This window comes from Roseicella frigidaeris (assembly GCF_003258945.1).
Lineage (GTDB): Bacteria > Pseudomonadota > Alphaproteobacteria > Acetobacterales > Acetobacteraceae > Paracraurococcus > Paracraurococcus frigidaeris.
The window spans coordinates 26,747-38,432 of the sequence record NZ_QLIX01000033.1 but is presented as its reverse complement, the minus strand read 5'-3'; the positions used below and the strand labels follow the sequence as shown (position 1 = coordinate 38,432).

11 protein-coding genes are annotated in these 11,686 nt (G+C 69.5%); 5 read left to right on the top strand and 6 right to left on the bottom strand.

The genetic code is table 11. From position 1 onward, the window contains the following. Positions 1-55 precede the first annotated feature (55 nt). Together DOO78_RS24330 and DOO78_RS24325 are read right to left on the bottom strand one after the other, a co-directional pair. Positions 56-889, bottom strand: a complete 834-nt coding sequence (locus DOO78_RS24330; protein ID WP_111472488.1) for a restriction endonuclease subunit S — start codon at positions 887-889, stop codon at positions 56-58. A gap of 2 nt (positions 890-891) precedes the next feature. Further along, on the bottom strand, positions 892-3,525 hold the full coding sequence (locus tag DOO78_RS24325) for a type I restriction endonuclease subunit R (protein ID WP_243634773.1): 2,634 nt from the start codon (positions 3,523-3,525) through the stop codon (positions 892-894). Between the two features lie 682 nt (positions 3,526-4,207). Here DOO78_RS24325 and DOO78_RS24320 point away from each other — a divergent pair. The 3 genes from DOO78_RS24320 (at position 4,208) to DOO78_RS24310 (ending at position 6,630) form a co-directional block, all read left to right on the top strand. Next, positions 4,208-4,807 (top strand): Crp/Fnr family transcriptional regulator, encoded by a 600-nt coding sequence (locus DOO78_RS24320; RefSeq protein WP_111472486.1) that lies wholly within the window; start codon positions 4,208-4,210, stop codon positions 4,805-4,807. Beyond that, positions 4,804-5,946 (top strand): putative sulfate/molybdate transporter, encoded by a 1,143-nt coding sequence (locus DOO78_RS24315; protein ID WP_111472485.1) that lies wholly within the window; start codon positions 4,804-4,806, stop codon positions 5,944-5,946. Before DOO78_RS24320 ends, DOO78_RS24315 begins: the two co-directional genes overlap by 4 nt. A 99-nt stretch (positions 5,947-6,045) precedes the next feature. Then, positions 6,046-6,630 (top strand): hypothetical protein, encoded by a 585-nt coding sequence (locus tag DOO78_RS24310; RefSeq protein WP_111472484.1) that lies wholly within the window; start codon positions 6,046-6,048, stop codon positions 6,628-6,630. 169 nt (positions 6,631-6,799) lie between these two features. On the opposite strand, the gene phnE is transcribed toward DOO78_RS24310, so the two are convergent. Genes phnE through phnC form a run of 3 tightly spaced genes read right to left on the bottom strand, consistent with a single transcriptional unit; the run spans position 6,800 to position 9,281 of the window. Continuing rightward, a complete protein-coding gene (gene phnE, locus DOO78_RS24305; RefSeq protein ID WP_230163972.1) occupies positions 6,800-7,588 on the bottom strand; it encodes a phosphonate ABC transporter, permease protein PhnE in 789 nt (262 codons plus the stop codon). Positions 7,589-7,599: 11 nt separating this feature from the next. Continuing rightward, positions 7,600-8,469, bottom strand: a complete 870-nt coding sequence (phnD, locus tag DOO78_RS24300) for a phosphate/phosphite/phosphonate ABC transporter substrate-binding protein (protein ID WP_111472482.1) — start codon at positions 8,467-8,469, stop codon at positions 7,600-7,602. After that, the gene (gene phnC / locus DOO78_RS24295) at positions 8,466-9,281 is read right to left on the bottom strand and encodes a phosphonate ABC transporter ATP-binding protein (RefSeq protein WP_456309980.1); all 816 of its coding nucleotides are present in this window, start codon (positions 9,279-9,281) and stop codon (positions 8,466-8,468) included. Before phnC ends, phnD begins: the two co-directional genes overlap by 4 nt. Positions 9,282-9,342: 61 nt before the next feature. On the opposite strand from phnC, the gene DOO78_RS24290 reads away from it, so the two are divergent. Continuing rightward, positions 9,343-10,329 (top strand): NAD(P)-dependent oxidoreductase, encoded by a 987-nt coding sequence (locus tag DOO78_RS24290; protein ID WP_111472480.1) that lies wholly within the window; start codon positions 9,343-9,345, stop codon positions 10,327-10,329. Further along, positions 10,326-11,171 carry a LysR family transcriptional regulator gene (locus tag DOO78_RS24285; protein ID WP_111472479.1) on the top strand — a complete coding sequence of 282 codons (846 nt, stop codon included), beginning with the start codon at positions 10,326-10,328 and terminating at the stop codon, positions 11,169-11,171. The genes DOO78_RS24290 and DOO78_RS24285 overlap by 4 nt, the downstream gene beginning before the upstream one ends. Positions 11,172-11,278: 107 nt before the next feature. Here DOO78_RS24285 and DOO78_RS24280 read toward each other — a convergent pair whose 3' ends face one another. Further along, the gene (locus tag DOO78_RS24280; protein ID WP_111472478.1) at positions 11,279-11,626 is read right to left on the bottom strand and encodes a rhodanese-like domain-containing protein; all 348 of its coding nucleotides are present in this window, start codon (positions 11,624-11,626) and stop codon (positions 11,279-11,281) included. Positions 11,627-11,686 lie beyond the last annotated feature (60 nt).

The window sequence follows — 11,686 nt, the reverse complement described above, 5'->3', positions numbered from 1 at the left end:
GCTCTGCCGTCCACGCCATTGCCTGCCCCCGCGAATCGCCCGCACGACCAGAGAATCACATCCGATTCAGCCGATTCAATTCCTTTCCGGATGGGCTCTCAGACAACCGCTTCACTGCATGGGGGGCGAGATTGAGGCGCCCCGATGTTGTTGCCGTCAGCTTCAGTGACAGGGTGCCGTTGTCGTTGCCGCCCGCCTTCGGCGAGTAGCCGTTCTTCGGCCCCTCCGAGATGAGTTCAGCCAGCGGCTTCGTTTGCCATCCTTCACCGCCGTCACTGCTGAGGGCGCCGGTGCAGGCGGCGTGGAGGAGGCTGGCGCGGAACTGCGTCAGGCCCTCGCGCGCCCGCGCCAGCGCGGCTTCGGCGGCCTCGATGTCTTCCAATGCTTCCGAGATGGCGGACGCGATCCGAGCCTGCTCCCGCCTTGGAGCAAGCGGGATAGTCGTTTCCTCAAGACGGCCCTTCGTGATGTGCGCCAGCCCGGCCCCACCGTGCGACTGGGCGATGAAGGCTTCCAGACTGAAGTTCAAGACGTGGCAGAAGTAGTCGCGGTCGATGGCGGACGCGTCGAAATCCACGCGGAAGATATGTTGGTTCAGGACGGCATCACCGCCGCGCCATACGTGCGCGCCGAACGATGTGCCTGGTGTCCCTGACCACGCGAAGAGAAGATCGCCGTTGCAGATGCGATGGTGCTCGGCCACGGCCCCCGAGAAGCGGTTGAACGCTGCGCGCCGGTTATTGAGGTTCTGAATCCGAACAATAGGGAGGCCCTGAAGCTCCCAATCCTCGGGCTTGAAGGCGCGTCCATTGCGAAGCGTGCAGAGGCGCCCAATCGGAGAGCGCGCCCACCCATGCGGCAATTCATCATCCGCGGCTCGGGAAAGCATCCTCAGGCCACCAGCGCGTCGGTCAGGTCATCCACCAGCGCCGGCAGGCGCTCCGCGCCGAACAGCGCGCGTGCTCGCGCGGTGCCGCCACGCGACGAGAAATCCGACGCCTCGCGCAGATCGTCGAGCCGCAGTTCCACGTTGCTCGCCACCCAGTCCTTCATCAGCCGCAGCCACTCCATCTGCGCCTCGGTGTAGTCGCGCCCGGCCTTCTTCTCGCGGCCGAGCCACAGCTCGAAATTGCGGTTCACGTCCGGCGCGAAGGGGGCTAGCACCGCTCGCGCGCCGATGGCGTAGCGCACCAGCCCCACCAGGTCGGTCAGCAGGCCGGCCGGCGCGCGGGTCTGCCCCGCATGCAGGCGCCGGTAGCACGCCCACACCGCCTTGTCGTCCAGCAGCCAGGGCGGCCGCGCCATGGTCGCGCGCAGCTCCTGCAGCATGGCGTAGGTCAGGCGGCGCTGCGCATGCGGGCGGGCGTAGAGGATGGCGAGCGCGGCGAGATGGTCGGCTTCTTCCGCCAGGAATCGGCCGAAGCGCTCGGTGATCTCGGTCGCGCGGTTCAGGTCGAAATCGGCGGAGAGCACGGCGTCGGCCGTCAACTCGTCCACGATGATTTCGGTCTGGCGCTGCGCCTCCAGGATGGCGCGGCGCAGGGCGGGGTTGGCGGCGAGCGGCCGGCAGGCCTCGGCGCGCAGGGCCTCTGCGGCGGCGTCCCAGGCGGCCTCGTCGTCCGGCGTCGCGGCGCCGGCCTCCCGCGCGCGGGTCTCAATGCGGACGGGGTCGGCGGCGTCCACCAGGGCGCGGGCGAGGTCGGTTAGCGTCGCCCCGGCGGCGGCCTGGGTCAGCTCGGCGCGGGCCGGATCGGGCAGGCGGCGTTCCAGACGGGCCAGGCGGCCGGCGAGGGTGGCGCAGGTGTCCTCGTCGGTGTGGCCGAAGGCGACGCGCTCCAGCAGGGCTTCCAGGCTGAGGGTGCGGTCGCGCTCCAGCGGCTCGGTCGGCGTCTTCACGCTCTCCGTCACGCCGACGGCGTCCACGATGATGAAGCGGTCCTTCCGCTCGGCGGAGGGCGTGGCGCGCTGCAGGTCGGTGGGCAGGATGGTGCGGGCGCCGCGGCCGCGCATCTGCTCGAAATACTGGGCGCTGCGGACGTCGCGCAGGAAGATCACGACCTCCAGCGGTTTGATGTCCGTGCCGGTGGCGACCATGTCCACGGTGGTGGCAATGCGGAACAGGTGGTCGGTCCGAAAGTCCTGGATCAGCTCCTGCCCGCTGCGGCCGGTGGCGCGGTAGGTGATCTTCTGGGCGAAGCGGGCGTCGCCGCCGAAGACCTCGCGGGCGATCTCCGTCACGGTCTCGGCGTGGCTGTCGGACTGGCAGAAGATGAGGGTCTTCGGCACCTCGTGCCGGCCGGGGAAGAGCTGGGTCGGCAGGGCGTCCCGATAGGCCTGGAGCACGGTGCGGATCTGGTTCGGCACCTCCACGGCGCGGTTCAGCTGGCCGGGGGTGTAGGGCATGTCCTCGTCCAGCGCGGCGAGGCGGCGGCGGCGCGTCTCCTTGTCGCGGTGGGGGACGGTGAAGCCGGCGGGGATGGTGCCGCCGCGCTCGCCGACCTCGGTGCGGACGCGCCAGACCTCGAAGTCCACGTTCACGCCGTCGGCGACGGAGCGCTCGAAGGGATACTGGCTGACCAGGTTCTGCTGGAAGAAGCCGAGCGTGTGGCGGCCGGGTGTCGCGGTGAGGCCGACGAGGAAGGCGTCGAAGTATTCCAGCACCTGGCGCCAATTGCCGTAGATGGAGCGGTGGCACTCATCCACGATGATGAGGTCGAAGGTCTCGGGCGGGATGGCGGGGTTGTAGGTGACGGGGCGCTCTGCGTCGTCGGCGGCGCGCTCGAACCCGCCGCGCTCGTCGTCGGCGTCGTCGAAGGGCTGGCCGCGCAGGACCGAATAGAGGCGCTGCACGGTGGAGATGACGACGCTGGCCGAGGGGTCGATGGTGCTGCCCTGGAGGTGCTGGACCGTGAACTCCTCGCGGAACAGCAGGCCGGCGCCGCCGGGGGCGAAGGCGTCGAACTCACGCTTCGCCTGGGTGCCGAGGTTGGCGCGGTCCACCAGGAACAGCACCCGGCCCATGCGGACGGGCGGCGAGAGCAGGCGGTGGGTGAGCGCGCAGGCCGTGTAGGTCTTGCCGGCGCCGGTCGCCATGGAGACGAGGGCGCGGGGCCTGCCCTGGGCGAGCGAGGCTTCGACGCCGGCAATGGCCTCGGCCTGGCAGGGGCGCAGGCGCGTCGGGTCGAGCGGCGGCAGGGTGGCGAGGCGGGCGCGGAGGCTGCTGCCGGCCGCGAGCATGGTGCGCAGCGTCTCGGGCCGGTGGATGGCGAAGACGCGGCGGGGGCGGGCGAGCGGGTCGCGGGCGTCCTGGAACAGGGTCTCGGCGCCGGTCGAGACGTAGACGAAGGGCAGCGGGTCGGCCCAGGCGGGATACCGGGCCGGCGCGGCGCGCGTGTAGTCGTCGCCCTGGCGCACAACGCCTGACAGGGTCGTGCCTTCGGGCTTCGCTTCCAGCACGCCGCAGGCGCGGCCATCGAGGAAGAGCAGGTAGTCGGCGGGGCCGGTGGCGGTCGGGGTTTCGCGCACAGCAATCCCGGGGCCGGCGTGCAGGTTCACCTCGGCCCGGTCCTGGACGATCCAGCCAGCGGCCGCGAAGCCGGCATCAATGATCTGTCGCGCCCGTGCCTCTGGGGCTGCGTCGCGGCGCCCGCGCTCCTGGCCATCCATACCGGAAGGGTAACACAGGATCGGGAGATTCGAGGGGCTTGGGCCTGCGACGCGCCGGATTCAGACGTCCGAGGCGTTCGCCTGGGCGAAGCAGTTGCTGAATATCCAAGTCCTGCGACGCGGCAAAGATGAGGCAGAACAACGGGTTGAGGCTTGTAGACTGGATCGGGCCAGTCCCAAGGTCCGGAGAGAAAAGCCCGGAGAGAGAACCGCATAGGGCTTCGGTGCCGCCCTTGAAGTCTCAAGGTGCGCGCGGAAAACGTGGCGAAAGGCCGCGCTTCTGCGAGGCGACGCCACTATGGAGAATGTGTTCTGAGAGACCGACTGGAGCAGCGGTGGGAACCGGATTCCAACCTTCTCTGGTGTTTATGAGACGCGTCTCGCCGTCTGAGTCATCGCCCGGTGTGCAACGCTACGCTCCCGCGGTGCGGGTCTGAGCCGTCGTCGGCAAGACCAGCGTCACGCCCAGCAGAAAATCACTACCTTGCGGTCCATCGGGAGGATCGCGCAGCGCACCACCACTCTATATGATCGCGGTCACATGAGCCTCGATCTCCTCAGCACCCTTCCACCCGGCCGTGATGTCGCTCTGGCAAGGGGCTACCAACTTTTCTTCGCCGGCGATCCTGCCCTCGGCCTTGTTCTCGTGCAGGACGGGACGCTGGAACTCATCCGCACTTCGCCAGAAGGGCGCCGGCTGGTGCTGCATCGCGCCGGGCCTGGCGACACCTTCGCAGAGGCCTCGCTCTTCGAGACCCACCATCATTGCGACGCTGTCGCCGCGGTGCCGAGCCGTGTGACGGTGTTTGCAGCATCAGATCTGCGGCGGGCGGCCGAGACCGATCCATCGCTTGGCTGGCGCATCGCGGCACACCTGGCAGCGCGCCTTGTCGCGGAGCGTGCGAGGGCTGAGCGCCTGGCCCTGCCTCACGCGGCGGATCGGATCCTCGACGTGCTGCATGCCCTGCCGTCGGAGCCTGACGGTTCGCGGCGGCTCGATAGGTCCTGGAAGACCCTGGCAGCGGAACTGGGCCTGTCACACGAAGCGACATACCGCGCCCTTGCCCGTTTGGAACGGGCGGGACGGCTTCGGCGCGACGATGACGGCAGCGTGCACCTGCCCGTGGTGGCCGCAGCATGAAGCCCACCGCACGCCCCTCGATTGCCGGCGAGGTGGGCGGCGCCTTCGGCGACCTTGGTACCTTGCTGCCTGTCTTGCTCGGCGCAGTCGCGGTTGCGGGCATGTCGGCCGGCGGCGTGCTGGTGGGTTTCGGCGTGTTCCTCATCGCGACCGGTGTCATCTACCGCCTGCCGATGCCGGTGCAGCCGATGAAGGCGGTCGGCGCCCTCGTGATCGCCGGCGGGCTGGTGCCGGGCGAGGTTGCAGCCGCGGGGATCGCGGGCGGGCTGATCCTGCTGGCGCTGACGCTATCGGGTGCAACGGCCTGGGCGGCGCGCGTCGTTCCGCGCTCTGCGGTGCTGGGTCTGCAACTCGGCGTGGGCGCCAGCATGGCATGGATCGGGATCGGGCTTGTCTGGGCGGGGCCGCTCACAGCGGGCATCGCCCTGGTCCTGCTGCTCGGCCTGCCGCGGCTCGTCCCACGTCTCCCTTCGGTGCCGCTTGCCCTCGCAGCCGCCATTGCCGTGGATCTCGCCGCAGGCACGGCGCTGCCGCCGATGCCCTCGGTAGCCTTCGCCATGCCGCCGCTCGTTTTGCCAGGCAGCGGCGAGGAGGCCTGGCACGGGCTGCTGTTCGGCGCGTTGCCGCAACTGCCGCTCACGCTCGCCAATGCCGTGCTGCTGCCCGCCCTTTTGGTCCGCGAGATGTTCCCGCCCGCCTCGGCGGCGCATGCCTCTGAACGCCGGCTCGGCTTGGTCACGGGCGGAGCGAATGTGCTGCTCACGCCCTTTGGGGCCCTGCCGATGTGCCATGGCGCGGGGGGGCTGATTGCACAGCATCGCTTCGGGGCGCGCACCGGCTGGGCGCCGGTCCTGCTCGGCGCGCTGCTGCTGCCGATGGGCCTGTTCTTCGCGGAGGACGCGGCTCGCCTGCTCGCGGTGGTTCCATCGGGTGCGCTCGGCGCGTTGTTGATCCTCGCTGGCAGTGATCTCGCTCTGTCGCGGCGGCTGCTCGAGGTCCGCAGCGAGTGCCGGCCGGCCATCGCCGCCGCCGCAGTCGCGACCTTCGCACTGAACCCCGCGCTTGGCATCGCGGCCGGCTGGATCGCGGAATGGGCCCGAACGAGTCTGCGTCCCAGGCGGCGCGCTGACGAAGTCTAGATCAAGGGAGCCGATACCGATCCCACATGACCGCAGTCATACGCTTTGCATGGCGGGAGGCCGTACCTTGTCCAGCAACACGTTTCCGCGGAGCACTTCATGTCGCCAAAGCACTTCGCCATCATGGCTATGGCTATCCTCACCGCTGCAGGCGCCCTCGGCGCGCTGCATCTTGCGCCCGTGGCAGCCCAGGCTCCGCCCCACGGTCACGCGGGGATGCACCGGCCGGCTACAGCCGCAACACCGACGCTGCCCGGCCAGGACGCCTTCGGCACGATCCAGGAGATCGTCCGCATCCTGGAGGCCGACCCCACGACCGATTGGTCCAAGGTGACCCTCGCCGCATTGCGCGAGCACCTCATCGACATGAACGAGGTCACGCTCAAGGCCGTCGCCGCGGAGCGCCCCGTTGACGGTGGGATCGAGATCGCGGTGACCGGTACCGGCCGGACGCTCGACGCCATTCTGCGCATGATCCCGGCCCACGCCCGTGAACTGGACCAGCTGCCTGCCTGGCGTGCCCGCACGGAGGTGCTGCACGATGGCATTCGGCTCACAGTGACGTCCGCTGATCCGGGGGAGGTCGTGCGCGTCCGTGGGCTTGGCTTCATCGGGCTTCTTGTCAGCGGCGCCCACCACCAGCCGCATCACCTTGCCATGGCGCGAGGCCAGCACTTCCACTGAGTTCTAATCGGAACGTGGATGACGCGTGGGTGCATCGACGATCGCTGGCGGCGGACGTGCGACTCGGTACAAGCGGCTTCTGCCGATGATCGCTCTGCTCTCGCGCGGCTGCCGGGCACGGCTTCCCGTGCCCGGCCGGGGGCACCCGTCGCGGCGAGCTCTTCGGCCCTTACTTGAGCCGCCGTCGCAGAGCTGCGCCCAGGCTGTCCACCACCACGACGCAGGCCAGGATGGTGATGAGAATGGCCGCTACCTGGTCATAGGCGATTAGGCGAAGTGCTGCGATCAGCTCGAAGCCGATGCCGCCCGCCCCCACGATGCCCAGCACGGTCGAGGCACGGAAGTGGTATTCCCAGCGGTAGATGGTGATGTCGGCCAGTTGCGGCAGCACCTGCGGCAGCACAGCCTTGGTAATGACCTGAACGCGCGTGGCACCGGCCGCGCGCGCGGCCTCCACCGGACGCGGATCCGCGTGCTCGATGGCCTCAGCGTAGAACTTTCCGACCATGCCCACCGAATGCAGCGCCAGCGCCAGCACGCCAGGCAGCGCGCCGAAGCCCACCGCCGCCACGAAGATAATGCCGAGGATCAGTTCCGGCACCGAGCGCAGGAAGGAGAGCACCAACCGCGTGACGTGCCCCAGCGCCGGGTGCAGCGTGGTGTTGGGCGCGGCCAGCAGCGCCAGCGGTAGCGAGAGGATCACCGCCAGGATGGTGCCGGCAATGGACATGGCCAGCGTGTCCAGCAGCGGCCTCATCCAGAATTGCCAGCGCGAGAAATCCGGCGGGAACATCTCCGAGCCGAGCTGCGCCAGCGCCGGAATGCCCTCGGCGAAGCGCTGCGCGTCGAAGAAACCCGTGATGGCGAGCGCCGCGACGCAGATCGCCAGCACGCCTGCCACCAGCAGCGCCTGGCGGCGCCCGTCGGCACGCTCGGCCGCCAGGATGCCCTGTTGCATTGTCCCCGACATCAGCTCATCCGACCGAGGTCAAGGTTCAGGATGCGCGCCGTCTCGCGCAGCACGTCGTAAGCAGCGTCGTCAGTGGCGGCGAAGCCCTCCACGCGGAAGTTACGCAGCAACTCACCGTCGCGCAGGTTTAGGAAAGCATTGCGGATGGCCTGCTTCAGCTCGGGCGCCAGGTTGCCCTGCATCACCATCGGGTAGTTGGGGATGGGATCGGAGAAGGCGACGTCCACCAGCCGCTCGCGCTGGATGACATTCCGTGCCAGCAGCGAATGGAAAATCAGCTCCGACAGCGCGCCGACCGGGGCGCGGCCCGACTGCACGGTGCGGGCCACCGCGTCATGCGTGCCGACATGCACCACGCGGAAGTCGCGCTCGCCCACCAGGCCGGTGCGGCGCAGGATGGTGGCGCGCGGCACCAGGTGCGAGGAGGTGGAGGCCTGGTCGCCGAAGGCCATCGGGTGGCCGCGCACATCCTCCAGCTTCTTCACCGGACCGTCGGCGGTTGCGATGATGATGGAGCGATAGGTGGGCGAGCCGCGCTCGACACCCACGGCGAAGGGCTCGATGCCCTCGGCGCGGGACTTCGCCAGCACGTAGGAGAACGGCCCGAAATACGCGATCTCGATGCGGCCGAAGCGCATCGCCTCGATCATGGAGGAGTAGTCGGTCGTCACCACCACCTGCACGTCACGGCCCAGCGCCTGCATCAGATGCGTGCGCAGCGGCTGCGCGTTCTGGATGATGGTGGAGGCGTTCTCGTCTGGCAGCAGCGCCATGCGCAGGCGAGTGGGGTTCTGCGCCTGGGCATGGGCCTGGGTCGCGGCCAGCGCCGGCAGCAGCAGCGGTGCGGCGAGCAGGGAGCGGCGGTTCATGGCGTGGTCTCCAAGATGCGGGTGGCATGTACGGGGGTGGGCGCGGTGCCGCCGTAGATGCGGCGGATCGCTGCCTCATCGAGATCCTTGGGCGGTCCGTCGAACACAACGCGCCCGCCACCGATGCCGATGATGCGGTCGGCGAACTGGCGGGCGAGGTCGACCTGGTGCAGCGAGACGATGGCGGAGAGCCCGTCCTGCCGGCAGATGTCGTGCAGCAGGGCCAGCACGCGCTCGGAGGTGGCGGGGTCGAGCGAGGCCACGGGCTCGTCGGCCAGGATCAGGTTGGGCGCCTGGGCGAGTGCGCGCGCGATGCCCACGCGCTGCTGCTGCCCGCCGGAGAGCTGGTCGGCGCGGCGCAGCGCAAATTCCAGCAGGCCCACGCGCTCCAGCGCGTCCAGTGCGAGGTGCTTCTCGGCGGGCGAAAGCGGCAGCAGGCTGCGCAGGGTCGAGTGGTGGCCCAGGCGGCCGGTTAACACATTGGCGAAGGCGGTCAGCCGGCCGATCAACTGGTGTTGCTGGAACACCATGCCGGTGGAGCGGCGGTGCTCACGCCAGCCGCGCGTGCCGCGCACCACGCCAAGGCGGCTCGTCTCCACATGCCCCTCGCTGAGCGGCACAAGGCCGTTGAGGCTGCGCAGCAGGGTGGATTTCCCGGCGCCCGAAGGGCCGAGCAGCACGGTGAAGGCGCCCTCAGCGAAGTCGAGACTCGTGGAATGAAGTGCGCGCGTGCCATTCGGATAGACGACGCCAGCGGCGATCAGTCGTAGCGCAACGGCGCGGTCTCTTTGATCATTCATTTGCAACTCCACGCTTGTTTGATAATTTATCGCCGTATAACCCGGCCACGACGGCTATCGGAGTGACGTCTCGATGAAACCCGCCCCGCCACCTCGCATCCTCGCGACGCAGCCACTGCACGAGCGCGTCCTCGCGCGCCTGCGGGGCTTTGCCGCCGTCGAGATGAACCCGGGCCCCGAGCCCTGGCCGGTCGTGGAGCTGCGCGCCCGCGCCGCCGAGGCAGACGGGCTGCTCGCCTTCATGACGGACCATGTGGACGAGGCCTTCCTCGCTGCCTGTCCGCGGCTGCGCATGATTGGCTGTGCGCTGAAGGGGGCCGACAACTTCGACCTTGCCGCTTGTGAGCGCCGTGGCGTGGTCGTCTCCGTCGTGCCGGACCTGCTGACCGCGCCTACGGCCGAGCTTGCGGTCGGGCTGCTCATCGGCCTCGGCCGGCATGTTCGCGTAGGTGATGCGCTAGTGCGCGGCGGCGGCTTCGCGGGCTGGCGGCCGATTCTCTACGGAGCCGGGCTCGAAGGCGCGACAGTTGGGCTGCTGGGCTTCGGTCGAGTGGGCCAGGCTGTGGCTGCGCGGTTGCAGGGCTTCGGCTGCCGGATCCTTGGCCATGACGCGGGCGCCCCGGCCCCGCCGGGTGTGACCGCTGCGCCGATCGAGGAATTGCTGCCAGTGGCCGATGCGCTGGTGCTGGGCCTGCCGCTGACGCCCGCCACCCACCACATCCTCGACGCGAGGCGCTTGGCGTTGCTGCCGGCCCACGCGCTGGTGGTGAACGTGGCGCGTGGCTCGCTGGTGGACGAGGCGGCGGTGGCGACGGCCCTCGAAGCCGGGCGCCTCGGCGGATACGCGGCCGACGTGTTCGCCATGGAGGACTGGGCCCTGCCGGACCGTCCGCGCGAGATCCCGCCTGCGCTGCTCGCGCACCCACGCACGTTGTTCACGCCGCATCTCGGCTCGGCCGTCGCGCAGGTGCGCGAGGCGATCGAGATGGCGGCCGCGGAATCGATGGCCGCCTTCTTCGCCGGCGCGCCGGTGCCGGGTCTGATCGGAAGGGCGGCATGATGCTCGACCTCGGCCTGCTGAATAGCTTCGTCGCGGTCGTCGAAGATGGAGGCTTCCGCGCTGCGGCGCGGCGGTTGGGCGTGTCGCAGCCGTTGCTGACCCAGCGCCTACACCGGCTGGAGGAGGAACTCGGTGTGCCGCTCATCCAGCGCAGCCGCCGAGGCGGTACCCCGACGCCACAAGGGCAGCGCCTGCTGCCGCATGCCCGCCGCCTTGTGGAAGGCGCACGCCAAGCTGCGAGCCTGTTCACATCGCGTCCGCTGGTCATCGGCTCGGCGCGCAATCCGGGCCTTTACCTCCTTCCGCCACTGCTGCGTGCAGAAGAGGAACTGCGCCTCGGCTCCAACCCAGAGACACTCGAGTTGTTGGCGGCTGGCGAGACGGACATCGCTTTCACCGAATGGTGGGACGGACGACCAGGCTTCGAGGCGTTGCCGTGGCGGGAGGAGCCAGTCATCGGCATCGTGCCACCAGGCCACCGCTATGCGGGCACGGAACCGATACCGCTGGAGATCTTCCTGGCCGAGCCGTTGATCGGCGGAGAACCCGGCACCGGCATGGGCCGGGTGCTGGCCGAGGCCTTGGGCAGCGCGGCACCCCCGATGCGCGTGGCCCGGGCGATGGGCAGCACTGAGGGCGTGAAGCGAGCGGTGGCGGCGGGGCTTGGCGTCTCGGTGCTGCTGGAATGTGCGGCGCGCGACGAGTTGGCGGCGGGCTCGCTCGTCAGGGTCGCCCTTGCGGGCCCGGCCATGCGCCGACAGATCTGGGCAGTGCTTCCCGCCGATTTGCCGCGGCGCGCGCCGGCGCGGCTGTTCTATGAGCGCGTGCGCGAGCTGGCGTAGATCTTTCGGAGGCAGCGCGCCCGGGCTTGAACCATTGCCTATCGCGGAGGCTCCGTCCCTATGGGTTCCTGCGGATACTGCGGCGACCGTTTCGCCCTCAGGCTACTTCAACAGTCAGGCCCGCGACCTTGTCGTGCCTGGAATCCTGAGCCGCGCAGTGCCTCAACAGCATCGAACGACAACACGCAGTATGGTCCGCGGCAATAGGCGACGATCTCCATGTCGCGTGGCAGCGCGAGCATGGCCCGATTGAGCGAGGCGAGAGGCACGATCAGGGCGCCGGGCAGGTGGCCGGCCGCGAATTCATCCTCCGGACGCACGTCAAGCACGACGACGTCGCGCGCCTTCAGCCGGCCGAGCAGATCCTGCCGCGTCACGGCTTCCAGGCTGTCGCGGGCGGGCGTCACCACGGAGATGTTCAATTCGGCAGTCGGTCGGGCGACGATATGGCTCATCGACGCAGCGCGACGCTCATTGCGTGGCGCGCTCCGCAGGCGGCGGAGGAGCAGCCCGTG

Bases quoted from the DNA above. Each gene is read 5' to 3' on its own strand.
- DOO78_RS24285 (WP_111472479.1), top strand. From the start codon at position 10,326: ATGATGCTCGACCTCGGCCTGCTGAATAGCTTCGTCGCGGTCGTCGAA.
- phnD (WP_111472482.1), bottom strand. From the start codon at position 8,469: ATGAACCGCCGCTCCCTGCTCGCCGCACCGCTGCTGCTGCCGGCGCTG.
- DOO78_RS24320 (WP_111472486.1), top strand. From the start codon at position 4,208: ATGAGCCTCGATCTCCTCAGCACCCTTCCACCCGGCCGTGATGTCGCT.
- DOO78_RS24330 (WP_111472488.1), bottom strand. From the start codon at position 889: ATGCTTTCCCGAGCCGCGGATGATGAATTGCCGCATGGGTGGGCGCGC.
- DOO78_RS24310 (WP_111472484.1), top strand. From the start codon at position 6,046: ATGTCGCCAAAGCACTTCGCCATCATGGCTATGGCTATCCTCACCGCT.
- DOO78_RS24315 (WP_111472485.1), top strand. From the start codon at position 4,804: ATGAAGCCCACCGCACGCCCCTCGATTGCCGGCGAGGTGGGCGGCGCC.
- phnE (WP_230163972.1), bottom strand. From the start codon at position 7,588: ATGCAACAGGGCATCCTGGCGGCCGAGCGTGCCGACGGGCGCCGCCAG.
- DOO78_RS24290 (WP_111472480.1), top strand. From the start codon at position 9,343: ATGAAACCCGCCCCGCCACCTCGCATCCTCGCGACGCAGCCACTGCAC.
- DOO78_RS24280 (WP_111472478.1), bottom strand. From the start codon at position 11,626: ATGAGCCATATCGTCGCCCGACCGACTGCCGAATTGAACATCTCCGTG.